This window comes from Streptomyces collinus Tu 365, from assembly GCF_000444875.1.
GTDB classification, from domain to species: domain Bacteria; phylum Actinomycetota; class Actinomycetes; order Streptomycetales; family Streptomycetaceae; genus Streptomyces; species Streptomyces collinus_A.
Genome location: NC_021985.1, coordinates 2,553,333 through 2,577,875, shown reverse-complemented (window position 1 = coordinate 2,577,875; position 24,543 = coordinate 2,553,333). Strand labels below are relative to the sequence as shown.

Genomic DNA, 24,543 nt, shown 5'->3' with positions numbered 1-24,543 from the left:
CTCAGCCGTCCCGCAGCCGCTTCAGCCGCTCCACGTCCGCGGCGTGGCCCTCCTTGCCGCCCGGCGTCTCGATCACCAGCGGCACGCCCGCCGTCGCGGGGTGGTTCAGCAGGGCCCGGAACGGGTCCTCGCCGATGTGACCGGCGCCGATGTTCTCGTGGCGGTCCTTGTGCGCGCCCACCACGTCCTTGGAGTCGTTGGCGTGGATCAGCTTCAGCCGGCCCTCGCCGACCGTCTCCACCAGCAGGTCGAGGGTCTGGCGCATGCCGTCCGGCCCGGTCAGGTCGTGCCCGGCGGCGAAGATGTGGCAGGTGTCCAGGCAGACACCCAGCCTGGGGTGGGCGTCCAGCGCCTCGAAGTACGGGCCGAAGTCCCAGGTGCGCGAGCACAGCGAGGAGCCCTGCCCGGCGGTCGACTCCAGCAGCAGGAACGGGTCGTCGTCATGGGTCAGCTCGTCCAGCAGCGGCAGCAGGTGCTCGCGCACCTGCTTCAGCGCCACCTCCCGCGCCCGCCCGCCGGTCGCGCTGCCGGTGTGCACGACGACGCCCAGCGCGCCGATCTCCCGCCCCCGGCGCAGGGAGTGCCGGAGCGACTCCACCGACCGCTCCACGGTGGCCTCGGTGTGCGAGCCGAAGTTGATCAGGTAGGGGGCGTGCACGTACGCGGGGACCGACTCGTCGGCGCACGCCTGGCGGAACGCCTCGTCCTGCCGCGGGTTCCCGGCCGGCGTGGCCCACCCGCGCGGGTTGGCGACGAAGACCTGCACGGTCTCCGCCCTCAGCTCGCGGGCGTAGGACAGCCCCACCGTGTGCAGACCGCCGGCCACGGGGACATGGCCGCCGACCGGGTTGCGGGCGGGGCCGGGGGCGGGGGAGACGGAACGGGACCGCTGACTTGTCACCCGTTCAGGGTGTCATGCCTGGCGGGGCCGCCCGGAACCGGTCCGAGAGCGGCCTCCGGTCACCGGATGGTGATGGTGATCGTCGACCCCTTGGGCGCCTTCTGCCCGGCGTCCACCGACTGCTTGCTCACGGTGTCCCCGAAGAGACCGAGCAGCCCCCGGTCCTTCTCGACCTTGAAGCCGGCGTCCTCCAGCCGCTTGGTCGCGTCGTCGACGGAGGAGCCCACCACGTCCGGCACCTCGACCATCTCCGGGCCCAGGGACAGCGTCAGCGTCACCGTGTCGCCCTCGGCCGCCCGGCCGTTCGCGGGGCTCTGCTGCGCCACCTGGCCCTTGTCGAAGTCCGAGTGCACCTGGCGTGCGGAGACGCTCACCTTCAGACCGGCACCCTCCAGGTCCTGCCGGGCGCTGTCGAGATCCTCGCCGGTGACGTCCGGGACGTCGATCGGGTTGCCCTTGCTGACCAGGAGCGCGATCGCCGAGCCCGCGTGCCGCTCGGTGCCCGTCCCCGGGTCGGTGCCCACCACCGAACCCCGGGCGACGCTGTCGCTGAACGCCCGGTTGACCAGCCCCGGCTCGAGACCGGCCGCCTTCAGCCGCGCCCGCGCCTTGGCCAGCGGGACGCCCCGCAGGTCCGGCACCTTCACGACCTCCGGGCCCCGGGAGATCACCAGTGTCACCGAGTCGTTGCTGCGGATCCGGGCCCCGGGCTTCGGGTCGGTGCGGATGACCGTGCCGCTCTTCACCGTGTCGCTGTACTCGTTCTCGACCTGCTTGACGTCGAGGCCCGAGGCACGCAGCCGGGCCTCGGCCTGCTTCTCGGTCTTGGCCAGCAGCGGCGGGACCTTGGTGAACTGCCCGGAGTTGATGTACCAGACCCCGGCGCCCACGCCGAGGACCAGCAGGACCGCCGCGATCAGGGCGACCGGGCCGCGCCGGGCCCGGCCGGTGCGCCGCCCGGGCGGCACCGGCGGGCTCTCCAGCCGGCTGGTGTGCATCACCGACGCCACGGCCCGGTCGTCCTCGTTGACGGGCAGCGGCCGGGGCACGGTCAGCGAACGCGGGATCACGCTCGTACGGTCCTGCGCGTTGTCGTGCTCCGCGGCCAGCGCCTGCGGCGGCACGGCGTCGAGCTGCTCGGCGCCGAGCGCGGCACGCGCCCGCAGCACCTGGCCGAGCAGCGCCGCCGCGTCCTGCGGCCGGCCGTCCGGGGTGCGCGCGGTCGCCGCGGCCACCAGCTCGTCCAGCTCGCGGGCGAGTCCCGGCACGAGCGCCGACGGCGCCGGCACGTCCTCGTGGATGTGCTTGTACAGGATCTGGGCGGGGGAGTCCCCGGAGTGCGGCTTGCCGCCGGTCAGCATCTCGTACAGGACGACACCGCACGCGTAGACGTCGACCCGCGGGTCGGCGGTGCCCTGCTCGATCTGCTCCGGCGCGAGGTAGGAGACGGTGCCGAGCACGGCACCCGTGGTGCTGGTCACCGTGTCCACGGACCGCACCAGCCCGAAGTCGGCGACCTTGACCCGCCCGTCGTCGCCTATCAGCACGTTCTCGGGCTTCATGTCCCGGTGCACGAAACCGGCCCGGTGCGCGGCGCCGAGCGCGGCCAGCACCGGCTCCAGGACGTCCAGCGCGGCCCGCGGCTGCAGCGCGCCCCGCTCACGCAGCACGTCCCGCAGGGTGCACCCGGCGATGTACTCCATCGCCAGGTACACGTACGACCCGTCGGTGCCCTGGTCGAAGACCTGCACCACGTTGGGGTGGGCGAGCCGGGCGACCGACTTGGCCTCCCGGATGAACCGCTCCACGAACGACCCGTCGGCCGCCAGCGTCGGGTGCATCACCTTGAGCGCGAGGATCCGGTCGAGGCGGGTGTCCACGGCCCGGTAGACCGTGGCCATCCCACCGACCGCGATCCGCGCGTCGACGCGGTACCGGCCGTCGAGCACCTGCCCGACGAGGGGGTCCTGAAGGGTCGTATCCACGCAAGGGAGTCTACGAGGGCGAACCGGCACTCCCACCCGCTCGGCCGTTCCGGTGACGTAATGCAGCACAGCTGTGACGCGCCCGCCGCCGGCCGTGACAGAAGGCGCCGGCCACGCCGGGTCCGCCACCCGCCGCTACCCGAAGGCGGGCCGCTCCGGATCGAGGTGGGCCCGGCCCGCCACCGGGGAGGACGCCTCGGCGAAGTGCCGGCGCGGGATCCGCCCGGCCAGCCGGGCCAGCCGGCCCGCCTCGACCGCGTGCCTCATGGCCGCGGCCATCTCCGCGGGCCGCTGGGCCCGGGTGACGGCGGAGGCCAGCATCACCCCGGCGCACCCCAGCTCCATCGCCAGCGCCACGTCCGAGGCGGTGCCGGCGCCCGCGTCCAGGATCACCGGCACGCCCGCCCGCTCGACGATCAGCTCGAAGTTGTGCGGGTTGCGGATGCCGAGCCCGGACCCGATCGGCGAGCCCAGCGGCATCACCGCCGCACAGCCCACGTCCTCCAGCTTCCGGGCGAGCACCGGGTCGTCGTTGGTGTACGGCAGCACCGTGAACCCGTCGTCCACCAGGGTCTCCGCCGCGTCCAGCAGCTCCACCGGGTCCGGCAGCAGGGTCCGCTCGTCGGCGATGACCTCCAGCTTGACCAGGTCGGTGTCCAGCGCCTCCCGGGCGAGCCGGGCGGTCAGCACGGCCTCCCCGGCGGTGAAGCAGCCCGCCGTGTTCGGCAGCACCCGGATGCCGAGGCGCTGGAGCACCGACAGCACCGAGCCGTGCACGGACGGGTCGACCCGCCGCATCGCGACCGTGGTCAGCTCGGTGCCGGAGGCGGCCAGCGCCCGCTCCAGCACCTCCAGGCTCGGCGCGCCGCCGGTCCCCATGATCAGCCGGGAGCCCAGCGGCAGCCCGCCGAGGACGAAGGGGTCGTCTGCCATGGCTCAGCCTCCCTGGACTGCGGTGAGGACCTCGACGCGGTCCCCCTCGGCGAGGGTCGTGGCCGCCCACCGCGTGCGCGGGACGACGGTCTCGTTGACGGCGGCGGCCACCCCGGAGGGCGCCGCGGTGAGGGTCCGGACGAGGGCGTCCAGCGCGGTGCCCGGGTCGACCCGCGCCGGCCGCCCGTTGACGGAGATGTTCATGCGGGCTGCTCCACGAGGGCGGCGCCGAAGCGCCGGGGGGTGAACGGCCGGGCCTCGGGCGGCAGCTCCCCGCCCGCCAGGACCTGCGCCATCACGTCCCCGGTGACCGGGGTGAGCAGCACCCCGTTGCGGTAGTGCCCGGTGGCCAGCAGCAGCCCGTCCAGCCCCGACGGGCCGAGCAGCGGCGCGTTGTCCGGCGAGCCGGGGCGCAGACCCGCCCGGGTCTCGGTGAGGGGCAGCTCGGTGATCCCCGGCACCAGCTCGTGCGCGTCGCGCAGCAGCTCGTACACGCCCCCCGCGGTCACCGTCGTGTCCCAGCCCAGCTCCTCGCTGGTCGCGCCGACCACCAGCTCACCGTTCTCGCGGGGCACCAGGTAGACCTGGCTGCCGCGCACCACCGCCCGCACGGTCCGGTTCAGGAAGGGCGCGTACCGGCGGGGCACGGTCAGCCGCAGCACCTGCCCCTTCACCGGCCGCACCGGGGGCAGCACCTCGTCCGGCACGCCCGCCAGCCGCCCGCTCAGGCTGCCGCCCGCGAGCACGACCCGGCCCGCGGGCAGCGCGGTGCCGTCCGCCGTGGTGATCCCGGCGGCCCGGCCCCGTACGACGTCGAGCCGGTCGGCCCACGCCCGGTGGAACACCACCCCGGCCCGCTCGCAGGCGGCCACCAGGGCCGACGCCAGCCGCCGCGGGTCGATCTGGTGGTCGCCGTCGACCCGCAGCCCGCCGCGCACACCGGGTGCCAGCATCGGCTCGAGGCGCCGGCAGTCCCGGCCCGACAGCCACTCCGACTCCAGGCCCGAACGCTGCTGGAGCGCGTGCAGTTCGCGCAGGTGGGCGCGGTCGTCGGCGTCCAGCGCGACGGCGAGCGTGCCGCAGCGGCGGTAGCCGAGGTCGTGGCCGGTCAGCTCGGTCAGCTCGGCCGCGAAGTCCGGGTAGCGCCGGGCGGACTCCAGGTTCAGCGCGAGCAGCGTCTCCTCGCCGTAGTGCAGTTCGGTGACCGCGGCCAGCATCCCCGCCGCGACCCGCGCGGCCCCGCCGCCGGGCTCGGGGTCCACCACGGCCGTGGCGAGCCCGCGCTGCGCGGCACGCCATGCGGTGACCAGGCCGATGATCCCGCCCCCGATGACGAGGACGTCGGACGTACGTGACGACATGGGCGTCCAGCCCCTCCCTTCGCCGGCATGACCCGGATCAGGTTCGTACGGTCGGAGGCCGCCAGCCTCCCTCTCAGCCCGGTGCGTCCGGGCTCCCGCGAGTGCTTGTACGGTGGCCACCCTAGCCCGCACGGCACGTCACTCGTAAGGGAGCCCCGCGCATGGCCCGCTCGCTCGACGGACTCGTCCTGGCGCCGGTGGCGGACCAGGCCCCGGGCCAGGTGGGTACGCGCACCCGGTTCGCGTACCACGAGCGGGACGGCGCGATCTGGGCCGAGTACACCGGCGGCGACGTCGTGCGCGGCCATCTGGTCGGCACCCGCGCGGGCGACCGGCTGGACTTCCGGTACGTGCAGCTCAAGCGGGACGGCACCACCTCCTCGGGGCACTGTGTGTCGGCGGTCGTGGAGCTGCCGGACGGGCGGGTGCGGCTGGAGGAGACCTGGGAATGGGAGTCGCAGCCGGGGGCCGGGACGAGCATGGTGGAACAGGTCACCGAGCACGCCCCCTGACTGACGTTTCGTCAGTTGTCTATGGTGATCGGGTGAGCGAGCAGACACCGCAACAGAGCACGTCACAGCCGGGGCGCGTGGTCGTCGTCGGCGCGGGCATGGCCGGGGTGCAGACCGCCGTGGCCCTGCGGGAGCAGGGTTACACGGGCACGGTCACACTGATCGGCGCCGAGCCCCACCAGCCGTACGACCGGCCGCCGCTGTCCAAGGCCGTGCTGCTCGGCACGGCCGAGGGCTCCGCCTTCGACGTCGACTTCGAGTCCCTCGGCATCGAACTGCGGCTCGGCTGCGAGGCGCTGGGCGTACGGCCCGCCGACCACGAGCTGGACACCGAGGCGGGTCCCGTCCCGTACGACGTCCTGGTGCTCGCCACCGGGGCCCAGCCGATCCGGCTGCCGGGCACCGAGGGCGTGCCCGGCGTGCACCTGCTGCGCACCCTGGACGACGCCGAGCGGCTGCGGCCCGTCCTCGCCGCCCAGCACCGCATCGTGGTCGTCGGCGCCGGCTGGATCGGCGCCGAGTTCGCCACGGCGGCCCGCGAGGCCGGCTGCGAGGTCACCGTCGTGGAGGCCGCCGACCGGCCGCTGGCCGGCGCCCTGCCCGCCGAGGTGGCCGCGCGCATGACCGCCTGGTACGCCGACAGCGGCGCCGAGCTGCGCACCGGCGCGCGCGTGGAGCGCGTCGAGCCCGGCCTGGTGGAGCTCGCCGACGGCACCCGGCTGGCCGCGGACGCCGTCGTCGTCGGCATCGGCGCCCGCCCGGCCACCGGCTGGCTGGCCGGCTCCGGCATCGAGCTGGGCGCGGACGGCGAGGTGGTGGCCGACGCCCACCTGCGCACCTCGGCCGCGGACGTGTACGCGGTCGGCGACTGCGCCTCCTTCCCCTCGGCCCGCTACGGCGCCCGGCTGCTCGTCCACCACTGGGACAACGCCCTGCAGGGGCCGCGCACGGTCGCAGCGAACGTCCTGGGCGAGCTGCCGGTGACCTACGACCCGGTGCCGTACTTCTGGTCGGAGCAGTTCGGCCGGTTCGTCCAGTACGCCGGCCACCACGCCGGGGCCGACCGCACGGTGTGGCGCGGCGACCCGGCGAGCCCGGCCTGGACCGTCTGCTGGCTGCGCGAGGACCGTCTGGTGGCGCTGCTGGCCGTCGGCAGGCCGCGCGACCTGGCCCAGGGCCGCCGCCTGATCGAGTCGGGCCGCCGCATGGACCCCGCGGCCCTGCCCGACCCGGCCCGCCCGCTGAAGGACGCCACGGCCGACTGACCGGCGCCCCGCGAGCGGGCACGGGGACGGCGCCACCGGCCACGACGGCGCCCGCGCGACGCCCGCGGACGCACCACGCCACATCGCGGCCGGACCGGCGGAGCGCCTAGGCTGGTTACCGTGACCGAGATTGACGCAAAGATCGATGCTCTCGTCCCCGCCTGGCTCACCCTCCCCGACATCGCCGAACAGTTCGGTGTCGAGGTGACGCGTGTGCGGCAGCTGGTCAAGGAGGGCCAGCTCATCGCCGTACGCCGTGGTGAGAACCGGGCGCTGCACGTCCCCGCCGCCTTCATCGACGGGGACAAGGTCGTCAAGGGCCTGACCGGCACCCTGACGCTCCTGCGGGACGACGGCTTCACGGACGAAGAGATGATCGAGTGGCTCTTCACCCCCGACCCCACCCTGCCCGGCACGCCGGCGCAGGCCCTGAGCGAGAATCGCGGCACGGAGGTGAAGCGCCGCGCCCAGGCGCTCGCCGTCTGATCCGCACCTCATTCCGGGTGGCGTACCGGGCACGGCCCGTACGCCACCCGCTCGCATGCCCATGGACACCCACGGGCACCGATCACGGGGGGACCCGCCCATGTCCGACGCCGCCCGCGCCGAGCTCGCCGACGCCCGCCTCTACCTCTGCACCGACGCCCGGGAACGGCAGGGCGACCTCGCCGCGTTCCTGGACGCGGTCCTGGCCGGCGGTGTCGACGTCGTGCAGCTGCGCGACAAGGGCATGGAGGCGGGCCGGGAGCTGGAGCTCCTGGAGGTGTTCGCCGACGCCTGCGCCCGGCACGGCAGGCTGCTCGCGGTCAACGACCGGGCCGACGTCGCCCACGCCGCCGGCGCGGACGTGCTCCACCTCGGCCAGGGCGACCTCCCGGTCCCCGCGGCCCGCGCGATCCTCGGCCCCGACGTCCTGATCGGCCGCTCGACGCACGCCGAGTCCGAGGCCGCCGCGGCCGCCGTCCAGGAGGGCGTGGACTACTTCTGCACCGGGCCCTGCTGGCCCACCCCCACCAAGCCGGGCCGGCACGCCCCCGGCCTCGACCTGGTCCGGTACACCGCCGGCCTGGGCACCGACCGCCCCTGGTTCGCCATCGGCGGCATCGACCTCGGCAACCTGGACGAGGTGCTGGACGCGGGCGCCCGGCGGGTGGTCGTGGTCCGCGCGATCACCGAGGCCGACGACCCGGGAGCCGCCGCGGCGGAGTTCGCCGCGCGGCTGCGGCAGGCCGGCTGACGGCCGCCCGCCGGGGCTCTGTCCACGTTTTTGTCCAAGGGGTGGACAGGGAACCGGCAATCCGGGCAAATTTCCCCCATTCGGTTGGGGTGCCGCCCACCCCTGGCTAACCTGCGGGTATGGCCCTCGGAACCGCATCCACCAGGACTGATCGCGCGCGCACCGTGCGTGACATCCTCGCCACCGGCAAGACGACGTACTCGTTCGAGTTCTACGCGCCGAAGACCCCCAAGGGCGAGAAGAGCCTGTGGAACGCGCTCCGCCGGGTCGAGGCGGTGGCCCCCGACTTCGTCTCCGTGACCTACGGCGCCGGCGGGTCCACCCGCGCGACCACGGTCAAGGAGACCCAGCAGATCGTCGTCGACACCACGCTCACGCCGGTCGCCCACCTCACCGCCGTGGACCACTCCATCGCCGAACTGCGCAACATCATCGGCCAGTACGCGGACGCGGGCATCCGCAACATGCTGGCCGTGCGCGGCGACCCGCCCGGCGACCCGATGGGCGACTGGGTGCCGCACCCGCGGGGCCTGACCTACGCGGCCGAACTCGTCCGGCTCATCAAGGAGTCGGGCGACTTCTGCGTCGGGGTCGCCGCCTTCCCGGAGATGCACCCGCGGTCCACCGACGCGGACACCGACGTCGCCCACTTCGTGGACAAGTGCCGCGCGGGGGCCGACTACGCCATCACACAGATGTTCTTCCAGCCGGAGTCGTATCTGCGGCTGCGCGACCGGGTCGCGGCGGCCGGCTGCGACACCCCCGTCATCCCCGAGGTCCTGCCGGTCACCAGCGTGAAGATGCTGGAGCGGTTGCCCAGGCTCAGCAACGCGCACTTCCCGGACGCCCTGAAAGAGCGGATCCTCACAGCGAAGGACGACGCGGCGGCGGTACGCTCCATCGGTATCGAGTTCGCCACGGAGTTCTGCGCCCGGCTGCTGGCCGAGGGAGTGCCCGGACTGCACTTCATCACGCTCAACAACTCCACGGCGACCCTGGAAATCTACGAGAACCTGGGCCTGCACCACCCCCCGCAGGCCTAGACCGGCCGCACCGCGGTACGACACACTGCGTAGCGGCCACTGGGAGAGGGGCGTACATGGGCTGGACGGTCCTCTACATCGCGTTCGGTGTCGTCGCACTGTGGTTGCTGGGCGAGGTGCTGCTGCAGTACAAGGCGAGGCTGCGCTGGCGGCTGCTCGCCTTCGCGGGCTTCCTCGGCGTCGTCGTCGGCGTGCTGATGCCGTCGGTGCTCGTCATCGGCGCCGGTGCCGTCGCGTTCGCGATCGGCCAGACCTACGTCACGCTGTCCTTCCGCCGCGGCTTCGCCTCCGGCTGGGCCGTCAAGCGCCCCGAGGCCGAGGCCGAGGGCACCGGCAGCAAGCGCCGGCGCGGCAGGGGCGACCGGCAGGAACCGGCCCTGGAGGTCTCCGGCCTGGAGGCCGCCGACACCGGGGACGACCGGGACGCCGACCTGGGCCACGACCTCGCCTACGGCGACGACGACCGCGACGACGTGTTCACCCCGGCCGGCCGGCCCGAGCAGACGGCCGCCGAGAGCACCGCCGTCTACGCCCCGCAGCCGATGCCCGAGGACACCGGCTCCTACGGCGTCTACGGCGAGGGCGCCTACGCGGGCGCCGCCCAGCAGCAGGGCGCCGACCAGACCTACGCCTACGACTACTCGGGCTACGCCCAGCAGGGCTACGGCTACGACAACAACGGCCAGCAGGGGTACGCCAACTACTCCGACCCCTACATCGGCACCCAGTCCTACGGCGGCGCCTCGTACGGCACCGGCTACGAGCAGCAGTACGGCCAGCAGGGCTACGGCCAGGACGGGTACACCACCGGCGGCTACGGCGAGACCCCGGCCGGCGGGGTCTGGGTCCCGCAGCAGCGCAGCGACGAGACCTACGGCGGCGAACTCCCGCAGGAGCAGCACTACCCCTACCAGGGCGACGAGCAGCGCCCGGGCGCCGGGTACGACGAGCAGTACCGCTTCTGACCCGCGCCCGGGGCCCGCTCCCCGGTCACTGCGAGCCCCGGAAGTCCGGTCCCTCCACGATCAGCCCGGCCACCAGCGCGCCGGACATCCCGGCGTGCGCCAGCCCGCCGCCCGGGTGCGACCAGCCGCCGACCGTGTACAGACCGGGCAGCCCGGTGCTGTTGCCGGGGTGCAGCAGACGGCCGCCGGCGGCCGCGAGCGCCGGGGCGGGCAGCGCACCGCCCGCCGCGCCCGTGACCTCCTCGACGGAGGCCGGCGGGCGCACCCGCGTCCACAGGACGCGGTCCCGCAGCCCGGGCACTGCACGCTCGGCCACGGTGACCATGTCCCGCGCGTACCTGTCGAGGGCCTCGCTGCCGGTGGAGCCCTCCTGCCCTAGACCCGCGGGAACCGTCGAGGTCAGGACGACCGCCTCGTGGGAGGCGTCCGGGACCAGCGCCGGATCGCCGGGGCGCAGCACGGTGACGGTGGGCCGGGCCGGGCGGTCCGCCGCGCTCCCCGGGCCGCCGAAGACCAGGTCCAGCTCGGCCTCCCGGTCCTCCGCGTGCACCACGGTCCGGTGGGGCGTGCCCGGGGGCCGCTCGCCGCGCAGGGCCAGCAGCACCGTCAGCCGGCTCGGCGTGCCGCCCTGCGGCGCGACCTCGCCGTCCCCGCGCACCACCGCTCCCGTGACCAGCCGGCCGAGGACCTCCGGGGCGACACCGGCCACCACGAAGTCCGCCTCGGCCACCGTGCCGTCGGCCAGCTCCACGCCCGCCGCCCAGCCGTCCCCGGCCAGGATCCCGGTCACCTCGGCGCCGAAGACGAACTCCACCCGCCGCCGCACGCACCGCTCGTGCACCGCGCGCGCCAGCTCCCGGACGCCACCGCGCACGTACCAGGTGCCGAAGGCGTGCTCCATGTACGGCAGCACGGCCGCGCTCGCCGGGGCGGTGCGGGGATCGAGGCCGTACGCGAGCGCGTGGCTCTCCAGGAGGGCCGCCAGCCGGTCGTCGCGCAGCTCCCAGGCGCCGATCTCGGCGAGCGTGCCCGCCCGCCGCGTGCGCAGCAGCCGCTTGTGCGGCACGGCCGGGTACGGTTCCCGCTCGCCCAGCACCCGCCAGTCGGGCCACAGGGGCTCCTCCAGCAGCGGCCGCCGGGTGCGGTCCCACGCCTCCCGGGCGCGCACCAGGAAGTCGCCCCAGCGCTGACCGGCCCCCGCCCCCAGCGCCTCGTCGAGGGCCGCGACGACGCCCGCGCGGGAGGCGTTCGGCAGCGGCACCGCGGTGCCGTCCGCGAAGACGTGCCGTGCGGCCGGGTCCACCTGGACCAGCTCGACCAGGTCCTCCAGGGACTCCTTGCCGGTCTTGACGAACAGGTCGCGGTAGACGGCGGGCAGGGTGAGCAGCCCGGGGCCGGTGTCGAAGGCGAACCCGTCCCGTTCGAAGCGGCGCACCGCGCCGCCGTACGTCTCCGTCCGCTCGTACACCGCCACCCGGTGGCCCGCGACGGCCAGCCGGGCGGCGGCCGCCATCGCGCCCATCCCGGCGCCGATCACCGCAATCCGTGCCATGACCGCGACTTTATCGACCGCCACCGACCGTGCCGCCCGCGGGCGGCACCGGCGTGCTCAGCCCGGCGGTCCGGACACCGGCGGCCACGGCAGCGGCGCGGCCGCCCGCCGCTCCCGCCGCCGCTCGGCCCGGCGCCGCAGGAAGCGCCGGACGCGGGAGACGAGGAACACCAGCACCACGATGCCGCAGACCAGCAGCACGCCCGCGACGCAGGCCGCCGCCACCGGATGGAAGAGCGCGAACGAGACGATCCCGGCCACGCCGAGATCCTCGGCGAGGCTCAGAACGATGTTGCTGAACGGCTCCGGCGAGGTGTTGACCGCCATCCGGGTCCCGGCCTTCACGCCGTGGCTGGCCAGCGCGGTCGAACCGCCGATCAGCGCGGCCGCCGCGTCGGGCAGCGAGCCGCCGTGCCCGGCGAGCAGCGCCCCGACCCAGGCGCCCGCGAGCGGCCGGACCACCGTGTGCACCGCGTCCCACGCCGAGTCGACGTACGGGATCTTGTCGGCGACCGCCTCGCACAGGAACAGCACGGCGGCCACGATCAGGACCTCGGGCCGCTGGAGCGTCTGCGGGACGTCGTCGCTCACGCCCGCCGCGCCGAGGAGGCCGAGCAGCAGCACCACCGCGTAGGCGTTGACGCCGCTGGCCCAGCCGCTGGTGAAGACCAGGGGGAGTACCGACACGACAGCGATGGTAGCGAGGCGGCGGCCGCCGTCGTGGGCCTTCGCGCACGGAGGTGAGTACGGGTACTCAGACGCCCGGATGAGTACGCGCGCGGATGGGCCGGGCCCCGGGCGGACGGGAGAGTGGAGGCACGGCAGGGAGCGCGGCCCGGCACCGCCGACACGGGGCGGCGGAACGGCGCCCGCGCCCTCGCCGCTCCTTCCGCCGATCCGTCGGCGGAAGCGAGACACGGGGGACCCGCGGCGGACCACCACGGGGGAACGGGGAAGCGGGGGAAGCGGGGGCACGCAGGGGCGCCGGTCCGGTGGCGGACCGGCGCCCCTCAGCGCCTCCCGCTCACCCGTCCCTGGAGCAGCCGGGACAGCGCGGCGTGGACGTCGTCCAGGGAGCGCTCCGGCTGGAAGGACTTCCAGTCCAGCGCGGCCACCAGCACCATGCCGACCAGCGCGGCCGCGGTGAGCTGGACGTCGATCTCCCCGCTGAACTCCCCGGCCGCCACACCGTCGCGCAGCACCCCCTCCACGACGGCCACGGCTTCCTGCCGCACCACCATCAGCGTGGACTGCCAGGCGCGGTTGGTGCGCCACAGCTCGGCCACGTAGAGCTGGGTGAAGGCCGGGTAGCGGTCGATGAAGACCAGACCCGCGCGGACCATCGCGTCCAGCGCGTCCACCTTGTCGCCGCCCTCGGCGGCGGTCCGCTCGGCCGCCTCCCGCAGGGAGGCGGTGAGCAGGCCCACGCCGTGCCGCAGCAACTCCTCGAAGAGCACCGACTTGCTCGCGAAGTTGTAGTAGACCGTGCCCTTCGCGACCCCGGCCCGCTCGGCGATCTCGTCCACCGTGGTGGCGGAGAAGCCCTGCTCGGCGATGAGCGTGACGGCCGCCTCGTAGAGCTTCTGCCGGGTGGCCTCGCGGCGGGTGCCGCCGCCGGTCGTGGCGCTGCTGCTTTCCATGGCCCTGATTGTCACAGGTACGCGCGCGTGCGGGGACTTCCCCCTGATCACAGGCTCAGCTCCGGGTGCAGCCGGTCCAGCGTCCATACCTGGCGGCGCCGGGCCGCGAGCGCGGTGAGGGCCAGGGCGCCCGCGGTGAACGCGGACAGCACGGCGCACGCCTGCCACACCGGGCCGAGCCCGCCGCCCGTGATCAGCCGGCGCAGGGCCGCCACGACGTAGCTCATCGGCAGGAACGGGTGGATGGCGTTGAAGAAGCCGGGGCTGGTCTGCACCGGGTAGGTGCCGCCCGCCGAGGTGAGCTGGAGCATCAGCAGGGCCAGCACGAGGATCCGGCCGGCCGCGCCGAAGCGCGCGTTCAGCCACTGCACGAGCGCCGCGAAGCAGGCCGCCACGAGGAACAGGAAGCCGACCGTCCCGGCCGCCCGGACCATCCGCAGCCCGATCGCCCAGTGCAGGACGGCCATCAGGGCGGCCGTCTGCAGCACGCCGACGGCGACCACCGGCAGCCAGCCGGCCAGCGCGATCCGCCAGGCCGGCGAACCGGCCGCGAGGGCACGCCGGTTGAGCGGTGTGATCAGCATGTAGGCCACCATCGCGCCCACCCACAGGGACAGCGGGATGAAGTACGGGGCGAAGCCGGTGCCGTAGTTGCCCGCCTTGTGCAGGTCGTGCGAGGCGAGCTGGACCGGGTCGGCCATCACGCCGGTGCGCTTGTCGCGGTCCTGCCGGTCGTAGTCGGGGATCTTCTTCGCGCCGTCGTGCAGACCGCCGGAGAGCTTCCCGGAGCCGTCGACGAGCTTGTACATGCCGCCGTTCAGCGTCTGCGCGCCGGCGGCGGCCGTGCCGATGCCCTGGTCCAGCTTGTCCGCGCCCGTCTCGGCGGTGCCGAGCCCGGCGTGCAGCTTCTTGGCGCCCGCGGCGACCCGGGCGGCCCCGTCGTTCAGCCTGTTGATCCGGCGGACGGCGTCGTCCACGTCCTCGTAGAGGTGCGGTGCGCGGGCGGACAGGGCCCGGGCCTGCTTCTGCAGCGTGCCGAGGTTGGCCCGCATGGTCTTGAGGTCGCCGTCCTGGTCGGCGATCAGGGTGTTGAGGTCGTCGGCGACCTCGGCCACGTCGGCGGCCGCCTGCCTGGCCTTCTTCAGGTCGGGGCAGACCGGGTCCGGGACGACGGCGCTCTCGCAGCGCGTCCTGTAGACCTCGTCCAGGACGGCCGAGGAGGCGTGGGCGGCCCTGGCCGCGCCCGGGGCGAGCCTGACCAGGTCGGCGAGGTTGCGGCGCACCGCGCCGGCCGAGTCGGCGACCAGCCGCGCGGTGTCCCCGATGGTCTTCTCGTTGCCCTTGAGGAACGGACCGGCCTTGGCGTACACGCCGTTGACGTTGTCGGCGAGGCTCTGCGTGCCGTCCGCGACCCGCCGCGAGCCGTCCTCCAGGTCGCCCGCGCCCTTGGTGAGCTTCGTCAGGCCCGTGGAGAGCTTCCCGCTGCCGCTCTTGGCGTCCTGCAGGCCGTCGGCGAGGTCCTTGGAGCCCTTCTCCGCCTTTCCCAGGCCGCCCTTGAGGCGGTCGGCGCCCTCGGCCGCGGTCACCGTCTTGTCGTGGATGGAGGAGAAGGAGATGAAGATGCGGTCCAGGAAGGTGCGGGAGGCCTTGGTGGACGCGGCCGAGCGGACCTCGCTGAACACCGACCGGGAGATCTGCCCGACGATGTAGTTGTTCGCGTCGTTGGTCCGCACCCGCAGCGCGCCCGGCTCGGGCGAGTCGCCCGAGCCGGAGGCGATCCGCCGGCTGAAGTCCGACGGCATCGTCAAGGACAGGTAGTACGTGCCGTCCTCGACGCCGCGCCGGGCCTCCGCGTCGCTCACCCGGTGCCACTCGAAGGTCCGGCTCCCGCGCAGCCCGTCCACGAGGTCGTCGCCGGCCGTGATCCTCTTCCCGCCCGCCGTGGCGCCCCGGTCGTCGTTCACCAGGGCCACCGGGATGCGGTCGAGACGGCCGTAGGGATCCCAGAAGGACCACAGGTACAGGGCGCCGTAGAGCAGGGGCAGCACGAGCAGCGCGACCATGGCGGCGCGCGGCAGCTTCCCCCGCCCGAAGCGCCTCAGCTCAAGCGCGGCGAGCCTCGGCGAGCGCATCGGCCGCCTCCTTTCCCGTGGTGGAGACGCGGACGCAGTCCTCGGGTGCGGTGCGGCACACGGCCGCGACCGTCGCCCCCGCGCGCGTGAGGGAGCGCAACAGCTCCCAGACCTCGGCGCGTTCGCCTTCCGACAGCTTCATGTCGACGTCGTCGACGGCGAGCAGCCGGGGCGCGCCGAGCAGGGCGAGCGCGAGGGACAGCCGCAGCTCCTGCGGGCGTTCCAGGTCCCGTACGGCCGTCCGGGAGCCCTTGGGCAGCGTCTCCGGGTCGAGCCCGGCGGCGGCCAGGGCCGCGTCGACGCGCAGCCGTGCCTCGTGCCGGCGCTGCGCGCGCGGCCGCGTCAGCTCGCGCAGGGAGCCGCCGAACCTGCGCTGCATCAGGGCGCGCTCGCGCAGATGCTCCCCGACGGTCAGGGCCGGTTCGAGGTCGGTGACCCCGGCCACGTTGGCCACGGCGCCGATCCGGCGCACGGCCGCCATGTGCCGGGGAAGTTTGAACTCGCCCACCGCGGCGACTCCTTCGGTGGGCTTCATCCGTCCGGTGAGCGAGAGCAGCAGACTCGTCCGGCCGGAGCCGGACGGTCCCTCGATGGCGATCAGCGCACCGGGCCCCGCCGCCAGGGTGATGCCGCGGAAGGCCCACCCCCGCGGCCCCTTGAGTCCGAGCCCGTCGGCCGTGACGTGCACGCCGTCCACAAGCCCCCCTGTCTGCTGGACATATTTTGAACTGACTGGTCAGTTCAAAAATACGCCCGAACCTGCGATCGAGGCAAAAGCACAGGTCAGAACGGATTGTCAGTGCCATACCGCACGATGGGCACATACGGCACCCGTGCCGTCACCCAGACGACAGGAGGTTCGTCATGGCCAACTCGTCCGCAGCCGCCGCCCACCGGCGCCGCGCCACCGGCCCTGCCCCCTCACTGACCGGACCGGCGAGCGACGTGCACCCCGTGCTCCGCCGCGCCACGGCCCCGCCCGCCGCCCTCGACCTGCTCGCCCAGGCCCGTGCCGGACTCGAGGAGGCCGACCGCCTGGAAACACCCAACGAGCGGTACGCCACGGCCCACCTGGCCGCCCTGCGCACCGCCGCCGCCGTGCTAGCCGCCCGCGGCCGCCCGGAGCCGTCCCCGCGCCGCCGGGCCCGGATCCGCAGCGCCTGGGAGGTGCTGCCCGAGATCGCCCCCGAACTCACCGAGTGGAGCGCCCTCTTCGCCTCCGGCGCCGCCCGCCGCGCCCGCGCCGAGGCGGGCATCCAGGGAGCGGCCGGCCGGCGCGACGCCGACGACCTGATACGCGACGTGGCGATGTTCGTCCGCATCGTCGAGCGGATGCTGGTGCTCCAGCCCGTCCTGCCCCAGCCCCGGCAGGACGAGGAGCCACCCCGGCCGCCGGCCCGCGGCGACCTCCCGGACGCGGGCTGACCTGAGGTGTCCGCCGTACGAGACGGACACGGCCGCCCGCCCCCGTGATGACCGGCCACGGCGGCGGAGGCAATAGGGTGGAGAGCGCCTGAGGCCTTCCCTCCGCCCGCGACCGGGCCGGGGAGGCACCCCGTTCGCGCCGCCGGGCAACAGGCGGTGCCGCGCCGAGGAGTCAACTGACGTGTCGGACCCGATGCGCCCCCGCGCCTCCCTCCGTACCGCCGTGGTCTGGGAGGTCCTCCAGGACGCCCTCGACCGCCGGGTCAAGGCCACGGGGCGGGACGCGCTGGACGTCCTCGACACCGGAGGCGGCAGCGGCAACTTCGCCGTGCCCCTCGCCCGCCTCGGCCACCGCGTCACCGTCGTCGACCCCAGCCCGAACGCCCTGTTCGCACTGGAGCGCCGCGCCGCCGAGGCCGGCGTCGCGGACCGGGTCAAGGGCGTCCAGGGCGACGTCCACGGCCTGTTCGACGTCGTCGGCCGCGGCGGCTACGACGCGGTCCTGTGCCACGGCGTCCTGGAGTACGTGGACGACCCGGCCGAGGGCATCCGCAACGCGGTGGCCGCGCTGCGCTCCGAGGGCGTCCTCAGCCTGCTCGCCGCCGGCCTCGGCGGCGCCGTCCTCGCCCGGGCCCTGGCCGGCCACTTCAAGGAGGCCAAGCAGGCCCTGGAGGACCCGGAGGGCCGCTGGGGCGCCGGCGACCCGATGCCGCGCCGCTTCACCGCCGACCAGCTCACCGCACTGGTGGAGGACGCCGGCCTCCGGGTCGGCGCCGTGCACGGCGTCCGGGTCTTCGCCGACCTGGTGCCGGGCGTCCTCGTCGACACCGAGCCCGGTGCCCTCGACGCGCTGCTGAGGCTGGAGGCCGCGGCGGCCGAGCTGTCCGCCTTCCACTCGGTGGCCACCCAGCTCCACGTGCTGGGCGAGACACGAGGGGCGCCGGAGGCCTGAGCGCACGGCGGGACCGGCCGCTGATCAGGGGCGCGACAGCACATGGAGTACGACACAAGCCCCCCGATCGAGCGGTTTGCGCCGTATGATCGAGGCACACCGTCCGGCATGACGGGTCGGCCGCCGGGGAATGGAAGCCTCAGCGAGCCGGGACGCTCATGGCGGATTTCGGTTGGCCTGTTGGCGTAGAGGGGCGGGTTTCACGGGGGCGATTCCCTGCCTATCCTGAAGGGACCCCCCGGGTCGCCCCGGCGACCGCACGATGAGGAGGACTCCGTGCCGCTCTCGGAGCACGAGCAGCGCATGCTCGAGCAGATGGAGCGAGCGCTGTACGCCGAAGATCCCAAGTTCGCGTCGGCGCTTGAGGGAAGTGGGCTGCGGACGTACACCCGGCGGCGGGTCTACCAGGCGGTCGCGGGCTTCCTCGTGGGTATCGCGCTCCTCATGGCCGGAATGGTGGCCAAGCAGATCTGGGTCAGCGTGGTGGGCTTCCTCGTCATGCTGGGCTGCGCCGTCCTCGCCGTCACGGGCTGGCGCAAGGCCCCCAAGCCCGGCGAACAGCCCGCGGCCGCCGTACGCCGCCAGGTCCGGCCCAAGCGCTCCATGATGGACCGGATCGAGCAGCGCTGGCAGCGCCGCCGGGACGAGCAGCAGGGCCACTGACGCCACAGCGCCACCGCAGACATCCGTGAAGGGGTGACCACCAGCAGGTGGTCACCCCTTCCTTGTCCATGCGGCTTCGCGTGTCCCTGCGGCGGGCCCGGACACGCGCCCGGGCCCGCCGTCCTCAGCCCCGCTGCCCCGACGGCTTGCGCAGCACCGGGCGGGCCGCCACCGCACGCGCCCTGAGCGCGGCCCACCGGGCCGCCAGCGCCCAGAGCAGCCGCGCGGCGCAGCGCGGCGCGAACAGCGCCCGCAACCGCGTCCGCCGGCCCGCCGCGCCGTTCAGCGCGGCGATCACCCGGCGCACGTCCTCGGCCAGACCCGCCGCCGGGCGCGGCCGCGGCGCGTACAGCACCTGCTCCAGCGCGTCCGCCACCCGGTGCACCGCGGCCCCGGCCACCGGGTCGAGCTGCCCGAGCCGGACGATCCGGGCGGCCGCCTTGCGCGGGGTCTGCGACTCGTCCGGCGGGATGCCGAGGTCCCAGGCGCTGTCCGTCAGCTCCTGCCAGGCGGCCAGCGTGTGCGCCGCCGCCCCCTCACCGGTCCGGGCGTGTGCGCCGAGCCGGACCGACCGCAGCCGGGCCCGCCACAGCATCGGCGCCAGCGGGACCGCCAGCGCGGCCAGCACGGCCAGCGCGATCAGCCCGAGACCCAGCAGGTGCCAGGTGCCCCCGCCTCCGCGGTGCGCCGCCACCGCGGCGGACGGGCTGTCGCACGGGTCGAGACCGCGCAGCTGCGCGCCGCAGCCCTCGCTCTGCGAGGCCGACGCCGAGGGCGCCGGGGAGGCGTTCCTGGACGGCAGCGCCGCGTCCGGCTGCGAGGTGCCGGGGGTGTCCGACTGGGTGTACGACGGCACGGTGCCCCGGGTCGGGGTCGGCTCGAAACGGGTCCAGCCCACGCCCTCGAAGTACAGCTCGGGCCAGGCGTGCGCGTCCTTCAGGGACACCGAGACCGAGCCGTCCGCCTGCGGGGTGCCGGGCGCGAAGCCCACCGCCACCCGCGCCGGGATGCCGAGCGTGCGGGCCATCGCCGCCATCGCGAAGGAGAAGTGGACGCAGAAGCCCTGCTTCTTCGCCAGGAAGTTCGCGATCGCGTCCGGGCCCCGGCCGACCTCCACCTGGGTGTCGTACTGGAAGCCGCCGTCGACCGCGAAGTACTCCTGGAGCTTGACCGCCTCCTCGTAGTGGCTCGCCGCGCCCGCGGTGACCTTCTCGGCGGTCCTGGCCACCACCTTCGGCAGCCGCGACGGCACCTTGGTGTACTCGCGCTTCAGTACGGCGGGCGGCTGCCCGGCGGCGGCCAGCTGCTCGGCGGTCGGCTGCACGTGCAGGCTCCTGACCTGGTACGTCTCGCCCCGGGTGTTCTGCCCGTGGTCGCCCACCAGGGTCATGCCCACCGGTTCGTACCGCCAGTTCCCGCTGATCCGCACACCGCTCGGCGGATACGGCATCGGCAGCCAGTCCTGCGCGTACCAGTCCGCCGCCGTCACCGTGGTGCGCACCGTGGTGCGCTTGACGTCCCGGCCGAGGCCGTCGGGCGGAGGGAAGACGTCCGGCACGTCGACGATGTGCCGCTGGGACGGCTTCCAGGTGGTGCCGTCGAAGTCGTCCAGGGACACGATCCGCAGGTACATGTCCGACAGGTCGCCGGAACTCGTCCTCAGCGACAGCACCCGGCGGTCGTTCTCCACGTTCAGGCTGTCGCGCAGCGACACCAGCGGGTTGACCGCGGAGATCGTGCCGCCGCTGCCGTTGCCCGCGCCGACGCCCGCCCCGGTGCCCTCCAGCAGACCGCCCTGCATCGCGGGCAGCGCCAGCGGCACCACCAGGGCGACGCCGAGCGCGACCGCGCCGATCCGCCGCCCGGTGCGCACCGGGGCCACCGCGCCGCCGTCCGGCTCGCCCGGAGCGCGGGCCGGGCCGCCGAAGACGCGGCCCCACTGGGCCAGCCGGTCCCGGCCCTCGGCGAGCAGCAGCATCAGATAGCCGGCCGCCGCGATCAGGAACCACAGCCAGCCGGCGCCGTCGGACAGCCCGGCGGCCACCGAGTACAGCGCGAGCAGCGGCAGCCCGGCCGGGGCCGCGCTGCGGAACGTCACCGCGAGCGTGTCCACCAGCAGGCCGATCACCAGGACACCGCCGACCAGCAGCAGCCTGATGCCGTCGGTGAGCGGCGCCGGGATCGCGTACCGGCCGACGTCCTGCGAGCCCTGCCGGAACAGGTCGGCGAAGTGCCCGACGGTACCGGGACCGGGAAGGACCCCGAGGACCGCCTGCTGCCGGGCGAAGACCAGGGTCAGCAGCATCAGCGTGACCGCGACCTGCGCCGCCACCGTCAGCGGCCGGGCCAGCGGCACCCGCCGGGCCGCCGCGCCGACGCCGGTCTGCACCGCGACCAGCACGACCGCCAGGAACAGCCAGGTCGGCTGGTCGACCAGGGGCAGCAGCGCGCACGAGGCCATCAGGGTGGCCGCCGCCGCGCACAGAGCCAGTCGTGCCCGCCCGCTCATACCGGGGCCTCCCCGCTCACGGCCGTCAGCCCGGAGCGTTCCCGGTCCGCCTGCCGCCACAGATCGTTCAGCGAGGCGCCGCGCGGCACGCCCAGCGCCGTCCAGCCCGCCTCGCGCAGCATGCGCAGCCGCTCCGCGGGCCGCTCGCCCGGCCCCGGCACGTCGGTCGCCTCCCGCGCCCAGGTGCCGGGGTCCAGTACGAAGGCGACGGCGGCGCCGCTGCGCTGGCGCATCTTGGCGACCACCGCGGCCTGCCCCTCGTCCAGGTCGCCCAGGAAGGCGACCAGCAGCCCCTCGTTCCCGCCGCGCAGCAGGTCGTACGCGCGCGACAGGCCGGTGCCGTCGGAGTGGTCGATCACCGCCAGGGTGTCCATCATCAGCCCGGCCGCGTCCGCGGAGTCCTGGCCGGTGCCCGCGAACCCGTCGGCGCCCTCCCCGGGCACCGAGACGCCGTTGTCCGTCAGCAGCCGTACCGTGAAGCCCCGCTCCAGCATGTGCACCAGGACCGACGCGGCGCCCGAGACGGCCCACTCGAAGGCCGAGTCGGGGCCGGCGCCCTCGTAGCCGATGGCCCGGGTGTCCAGCAGGACCGTGCAGCGCGAACGCCGGGGCTGCTCCTCACGGCGCACCATCAGCTCGCCGTAGCGCGCGGTGGAACGCCAGTGCACCCGGCGCAGGTCGTCGCCGTAGCGGTACCCGCGCGGGATCACGTCGTCCTCGCCGGCCAGGGCCAGCGAGCGCTGGCGCCCGTCGCCGTACCCCCTGGCCTCGCCGCTGAGCCGGACCGGTGCCAGCGGGTCCACCCGCGGGACGACGGTGAGCGTGTCGAACGTGGAGAAGGCGCGGGTCAGCTCGCACATCCCGAACGGGTCGGTCAGGCGCAGCTGCAGGGGGCCCAGCGGATAGCGGCCGCGCAGGTCGGAGCGGACCCGGTAGGACACCTCGCGGCGGCCGCCCGGCTCCACCCGGTCCAGCACGAAGCGCGGCCGGGGCCCGAGCACGTAGGGCACCCGGTCCTGGAGCATCAGCAGCCCGGTGGGCAGCCGGGAGACGTTCTCCATCCGCAGGTGCACCCGGGCCTCGCTGCCCGCGGGCACCCGCGCGGGGGAGAGCCGGCGGTTCCCGGCCACCCGGTGGCGGGTGCGGTAGAGCACGGCGGCGCACAGCAGCGGCAGCACGGCCAGCAGCAGGCCGACCCGCAGCAGATCGCTCTGCCCCAGCACGTACGCGCAGATCGCGGCGGCGATCCCGGCGGCCAGGAAGGAGCGCCCGCGGGTGGTGAGCCCCGCCAGGGCGGTACGGATCCCGCCCGCCTCCCCGCGGTCGGGATCCGCCTGCCCGGCCCCCCCGGCGCTCATCACAGACCCCGCGGGGGCTGCTGGGGATAGGCCGGGATGGTGCGGCCCAGGCCGCCGAAGCCCGGCTGCTGGCCCGGCGCGGCGGGGACGGCCGTGTGCTGGAGGATCTCCTGCACGACCTGTTCGGCCGTGCGGCGGTTGAGCTGCGCCTGGGCGGTGGGCAGCAGACGGTGCGCGAGGACCGCGACCGCGAGCGCCTGCACGTCGTCCGGCAGCGCGTACTCCCGGCCGGCCAGCGCGGCGGACGCCTTGGCGGCGCGCAGCAGGTGCAGCGTCGCGCGCGGGGAGGCGCCCAGTCTCAGGTCGGGGTGGCTGCGCGTGGCCGCGACCAGCTCGACCGCGTAGCGGCGCACCGCCTCGGAGACGTGCACCCCGCGCACCGCCTCGATCAGCTTCACGATCTCGTGCGCGTGCGCCACCGGCTGGAGGTCCTCCAGCGGGGAGACGCCGCCGTGCACGTCCAGCATCTGCAGCTCGGCCTCGACGCTCGGGTACCCGACCGAGACCCGGGCCATGAAGCGGTCGCGCTGGGCCTCGGGCAGCGGGTAGGTGCCCTCCATCTCGACCGGGTTCTGCGTCGCCACCACCATGAAGGGGCTGGGCAGTTCGTAGCTGTGCCCGTCGATGGTGACCTGCCGCTCCTCCATGGACTCCAGCAGCGCCGACTGGGTCTTGGGGGAGGCGCGGTTGATCTCGTCGCCGATCACGATCTGGGCGAAGATGGCGCCCGGCTTGAACTCGAAGTCCCGGCGCTGCTGGTCCCAGATGGACACACCGGTGATGTCCGACGGCAGCAGGTCGGGCGTGAACTGGATACGCCGCACCGAGCAGTCGATGGACCGCGCCAGCGCCTTGGCCAGCATCGTCTTGCCCACGCCGGGGACATCCTCGATCAACAGGTGTCCCTCGGCCAGCAGTACGGTCAGCGAAAGCCGCACGACCTCGGGCTTGCCCTCGATCACACCCTCCACCGAACTGCGCACCCGCTCCACAGTGGCGGTCAGATCAGTGAGGCTCGCTCGATCGTCATAGGTCGTCACCCGGCCCTCCTCGGCCCGTTCTTACTCGGGCCGCCGCTCTGCGATGCGAAACCGGCCCACCCCGAAAACACGGACACCGCGTGGAAAAGGTTCCACGTGACGTCCACACCCCGCATTCTTGCTGCCGTTACCGATTCGTGTCACTCGCCTGTGGACAACTGCCCGCACTATGTCGGGCTTGCCTTCATTTCGGCGGGCTCTCGCGGTGCGGTGGACGCTCAGGCCGGGTCGATCTCGCGCAGCCGGCCGGTCGTGACGTCGAAGACGAAGCCGCGCACGTCACCGGTGTGCGGCAGGAAGGGCGAGGTGCGCACGCGCCGCATCGACTGCCGCACGTCCTGGTCGGCGTCGCGGAACGCCTCCACGGCCCAGGCCGGGCGCTGGCCCACCTCCATCTCCAGCTCGTGCCGGAACTCCTCGGTGAGGGTCTGCATGCCGCAGCCGGTGTGGTGGATCAGCACGACGCTGCGGGTGCCGAGCGCACGCTGGCTGATGGTCAGCGAGCGGATCACGTCGTCGGTCACGACACCGCCGGCGTTGCGGATCGTGTGGCAGTCGCCGAGCCGCAGGCCGAGCGCCCTGTGCAGGTCGATCCGGGCGTCCATGCAGGCCACGACCGCGACGCGCAGGACCGGCCGGGCGTCCATGCCCGGGTCGTCGAACGCGGCGGCGTACCGCTCGTTGGCCTCGACGAGGCGGTCCGTGACGGTGTCCCCGCCCGCGGTGGCGCCTCCACCGGGCCCGGTGCCGCCGGATCCGGTGCCGTCGGACCCGGTGGAAGCTGCTGCCGAAGTCGTCATGGCCGCGACATTACTGGTCACCCACGGCCCCGGCCGGGCGGGAGAGCGGATGAAGTGCGTCACCGTGGCGCATGGTGAGCTGATCCACACGGAGGGCAAACAGGACCCGGGAGGGTGAATCCCCCGAAGTGCGGACCGTGCCGGGACGCGGTGCGCGACGCGCAGGCCGGTTGATTGACCGCGCGACACGGTGGACTAAAGTGACGCGAAGCGGGAGGCGCGGCTCTCCCCGCTGGTGAAACCCCAGGAGACCCCGGTACGAGACCCGGA

The 24,543-nt window shown here is 74.4% G+C and carries 23 protein-coding genes and 1 riboswitch; of the genes, 9 read left to right on the top strand and 14 right to left on the bottom strand.

Annotated elements, in window-relative coordinates; translation table 11 throughout:
* Position 1: 1 nt before the first annotated feature.
* The 5 genes from B446_RS11035 to thiO all read right to left on the bottom strand — a co-directional run bounded on the left by B446_RS11035 (position 2) and on the right by thiO (position 5,180).
* Positions 2-901: a deoxyribonuclease IV gene (locus B446_RS11035; protein ID WP_078614681.1), complete on the bottom strand. Its 900-nt coding sequence runs from the start codon at positions 899-901 to the stop codon at positions 2-4.
* Between the two features lie 59 nt (positions 902-960).
* On the bottom strand, positions 961-2,886 hold the full coding sequence (gene pknB, locus B446_RS11030) for a Stk1 family PASTA domain-containing Ser/Thr kinase (RefSeq protein ID WP_043475316.1): 1,926 nt from the start codon (positions 2,884-2,886) through the stop codon (positions 961-963).
* Positions 2,887-3,021: 135 nt separating this feature from the next.
* Complete coding sequence (locus B446_RS11025) at positions 3,022-3,819, bottom strand: thiazole synthase (RefSeq protein ID WP_020939511.1); 798 nt, start codon at positions 3,817-3,819, stop codon at positions 3,022-3,024.
* Between the two features lie 3 nt (positions 3,820-3,822).
* Positions 3,823-4,023 (bottom strand): sulfur carrier protein ThiS, encoded by a 201-nt coding sequence (thiS, locus tag B446_RS11020; RefSeq protein WP_020939510.1) that lies wholly within the window; start codon positions 4,021-4,023, stop codon positions 3,823-3,825.
* Complete coding sequence (gene thiO, locus B446_RS11015; protein ID WP_020939509.1) at positions 4,020-5,180, bottom strand: glycine oxidase ThiO; 1,161 nt, start codon at positions 5,178-5,180, stop codon at positions 4,020-4,022. Before thiO ends, thiS begins: the two co-directional genes overlap by 4 nt.
* Positions 5,178-5,289, bottom strand: a riboswitch (TPP riboswitch). (Overlaps the previous gene by 3 nt.)
* A gap of 52 nt (positions 5,290-5,341) precedes the next feature.
* On the opposite strand from thiO, the gene B446_RS11010 reads away from it, so the two are divergent.
* The 6 genes from B446_RS11010 to B446_RS10985 all read left to right on the top strand — a co-directional run bounded on the left by B446_RS11010 (position 5,342) and on the right by B446_RS10985 (position 10,202).
* Entirely contained in the window at positions 5,342-5,692 is a 351-nt protein-coding gene (locus B446_RS11010; RefSeq protein ID WP_020939508.1) for a hypothetical protein, read from the top strand.
* 32 nt (positions 5,693-5,724) lie between these two features.
* Positions 5,725-6,957 carry an NAD(P)/FAD-dependent oxidoreductase gene (locus B446_RS11005; RefSeq protein ID WP_078614680.1) on the top strand — a complete coding sequence of 411 codons (1,233 nt, stop codon included), beginning with the start codon at positions 5,725-5,727 and terminating at the stop codon, positions 6,955-6,957.
* Between the two features lie 120 nt (positions 6,958-7,077).
* Positions 7,078-7,443 carry an Rv2175c family DNA-binding protein gene (locus B446_RS11000; RefSeq protein ID WP_020939506.1) on the top strand — a complete coding sequence of 122 codons (366 nt, stop codon included), beginning with the start codon at positions 7,078-7,080 and terminating at the stop codon, positions 7,441-7,443.
* A gap of 100 nt (positions 7,444-7,543) precedes the next feature.
* On the top strand, positions 7,544-8,194 hold the full coding sequence (thiE, locus tag B446_RS10995) for a thiamine phosphate synthase (protein ID WP_020939505.1): 651 nt from the start codon (positions 7,544-7,546) through the stop codon (positions 8,192-8,194).
* 119 nt (positions 8,195-8,313) lie between these two features.
* Entirely contained in the window at positions 8,314-9,237 is a 924-nt protein-coding gene (gene metF / locus B446_RS10990) for a methylenetetrahydrofolate reductase [NAD(P)H] (protein WP_052352143.1), read from the top strand.
* 56 nt (positions 9,238-9,293) lie between these two features.
* Complete coding sequence (locus B446_RS10985) at positions 9,294-10,202, top strand: hypothetical protein (protein ID WP_020939503.1); 909 nt, start codon at positions 9,294-9,296, stop codon at positions 10,200-10,202.
* A 25-nt stretch (positions 10,203-10,227) separates the two neighbouring features.
* On the opposite strand, the gene B446_RS10980 is transcribed toward B446_RS10985, so the two are convergent.
* From B446_RS10980 to B446_RS10960, 5 genes are all read right to left on the bottom strand, one after another.
* Complete coding sequence (locus B446_RS10980; protein ID WP_043475311.1) at positions 10,228-11,754, bottom strand: phytoene desaturase family protein; 1,527 nt, start codon at positions 11,752-11,754, stop codon at positions 10,228-10,230.
* A 57-nt stretch (positions 11,755-11,811) separates the two neighbouring features.
* Entirely contained in the window at positions 11,812-12,441 is a 630-nt protein-coding gene (locus B446_RS10975; RefSeq protein ID WP_020939501.1) for a DUF4126 domain-containing protein, read from the bottom strand.
* Between the two features lie 323 nt (positions 12,442-12,764).
* On the bottom strand, positions 12,765-13,394 hold the full coding sequence (locus B446_RS10970) for a TetR/AcrR family transcriptional regulator (protein WP_020939500.1): 630 nt from the start codon (positions 13,392-13,394) through the stop codon (positions 12,765-12,767).
* Positions 13,395-13,441: 47 nt separating this feature from the next.
* Positions 13,442-15,526 carry a YhgE/Pip family protein gene (locus B446_RS10965; RefSeq protein WP_020939499.1) on the bottom strand — a complete coding sequence of 695 codons (2,085 nt, stop codon included), beginning with the start codon at positions 15,524-15,526 and terminating at the stop codon, positions 13,442-13,444.
* A complete protein-coding gene (locus tag B446_RS10960) occupies positions 15,498-16,223 on the bottom strand; it encodes an ATP-binding cassette domain-containing protein (protein WP_020939498.1) in 726 nt (241 codons plus the stop codon). Before B446_RS10960 ends, B446_RS10965 begins: the two co-directional genes overlap by 29 nt.
* Positions 16,224-16,390: 167 nt before the next feature.
* On the opposite strand from B446_RS10960, the gene B446_RS10955 reads away from it, so the two are divergent.
* The 3 genes from B446_RS10955 to B446_RS10945 all read left to right on the top strand — a co-directional run bounded on the left by B446_RS10955 (position 16,391) and on the right by B446_RS10945 (position 18,566).
* Positions 16,391-16,951 (top strand): SAV_6107 family HEPN domain-containing protein, encoded by a 561-nt coding sequence (locus B446_RS10955; protein WP_020939497.1) that lies wholly within the window; start codon positions 16,391-16,393, stop codon positions 16,949-16,951.
* A 181-nt stretch (positions 16,952-17,132) separates the two neighbouring features.
* Positions 17,133-17,903: a methyltransferase gene (locus tag B446_RS10950; protein WP_020939496.1), complete on the top strand. Its 771-nt coding sequence runs from the start codon at positions 17,133-17,135 to the stop codon at positions 17,901-17,903.
* A gap of 276 nt (positions 17,904-18,179) precedes the next feature.
* Positions 18,180-18,566 (top strand): DUF3040 domain-containing protein, encoded by a 387-nt coding sequence (locus B446_RS10945; protein ID WP_020939495.1) that lies wholly within the window; start codon positions 18,180-18,182, stop codon positions 18,564-18,566.
* 124 nt (positions 18,567-18,690) lie between these two features.
* Here the strand turns inward: B446_RS10945 and B446_RS10940 are convergent, their stop codons facing one another.
* The 4 genes from B446_RS10940 to B446_RS10925 form a co-directional block, all read right to left on the bottom strand.
* Positions 18,691-21,075, bottom strand: a complete 2,385-nt coding sequence (locus B446_RS10940; RefSeq protein WP_020939494.1) for a transglutaminase TgpA family protein — start codon at positions 21,073-21,075, stop codon at positions 18,691-18,693.
* Entirely contained in the window at positions 21,072-22,433 is a 1,362-nt protein-coding gene (locus tag B446_RS10935) for a DUF58 domain-containing protein (RefSeq protein WP_020939493.1), read from the bottom strand. Before B446_RS10935 ends, B446_RS10940 begins: the two co-directional genes overlap by 4 nt.
* Entirely contained in the window at positions 22,433-23,473 is a 1,041-nt protein-coding gene (locus tag B446_RS10930) for an AAA family ATPase (RefSeq protein WP_043475306.1), read from the bottom strand. The genes B446_RS10935 and B446_RS10930 overlap by 1 nt, the downstream gene beginning before the upstream one ends.
* A gap of 218 nt (positions 23,474-23,691) precedes the next feature.
* Positions 23,692-24,273, bottom strand: coding sequence for a beta-class carbonic anhydrase (locus B446_RS10925; RefSeq protein ID WP_020939491.1), 582 nt, complete (start codon positions 24,271-24,273; stop codon positions 23,692-23,694).
* Positions 24,274-24,543: the final 270 nt, after the last annotated feature.

Bases quoted from the DNA above. Each gene is read 5' to 3' on its own strand.
- B446_RS10940 (WP_020939494.1), bottom strand. From the start codon at position 21,075: ATGAGCGGGCGGGCACGACTGGCTCTGTGCGCGGCGGCGGCCACCCTG.
- B446_RS10925 (WP_020939491.1), bottom strand. From the start codon at position 24,273: ATGACGACTTCGGCAGCAGCTTCCACCGGGTCCGACGGCACCGGATCC.
- B446_RS10980 (WP_043475311.1), bottom strand. From the start codon at position 11,754: ATGGCACGGATTGCGGTGATCGGCGCCGGGATGGGCGCGATGGCGGCC.
- thiS (WP_020939510.1), bottom strand. From the start codon at position 4,023: ATGAACATCTCCGTCAACGGGCGGCCGGCGCGGGTCGACCCGGGCACC.
- B446_RS10965 (WP_020939499.1), bottom strand. From the start codon at position 15,526: ATGCGCTCGCCGAGGCTCGCCGCGCTTGAGCTGAGGCGCTTCGGGCGG.
- B446_RS10935 (WP_020939493.1), bottom strand. From the start codon at position 22,433: ATGAGCGCCGGGGGGGCCGGGCAGGCGGATCCCGACCGCGGGGAGGCG.
- B446_RS11010 (WP_020939508.1), top strand. From the start codon at position 5,342: ATGGCCCGCTCGCTCGACGGACTCGTCCTGGCGCCGGTGGCGGACCAG.
- B446_RS10955 (WP_020939497.1), top strand. From the start codon at position 16,391: ATGGCCAACTCGTCCGCAGCCGCCGCCCACCGGCGCCGCGCCACCGGC.
- metF (WP_052352143.1), top strand. From the start codon at position 8,314: ATGGCCCTCGGAACCGCATCCACCAGGACTGATCGCGCGCGCACCGTG.
- B446_RS10985 (WP_020939503.1), top strand. From the start codon at position 9,294: ATGGGCTGGACGGTCCTCTACATCGCGTTCGGTGTCGTCGCACTGTGG.
- thiO (WP_020939509.1), bottom strand. From the start codon at position 5,180: ATGTCGTCACGTACGTCCGACGTCCTCGTCATCGGGGGCGGGATCATC.
- B446_RS11025 (WP_020939511.1), bottom strand. From the start codon at position 3,819: ATGGCAGACGACCCCTTCGTCCTCGGCGGGCTGCCGCTGGGCTCCCGG.
- B446_RS10970 (WP_020939500.1), bottom strand. From the start codon at position 13,394: ATGGAAAGCAGCAGCGCCACGACCGGCGGCGGCACCCGCCGCGAGGCC.
- thiE (WP_020939505.1), top strand. From the start codon at position 7,544: ATGTCCGACGCCGCCCGCGCCGAGCTCGCCGACGCCCGCCTCTACCTC.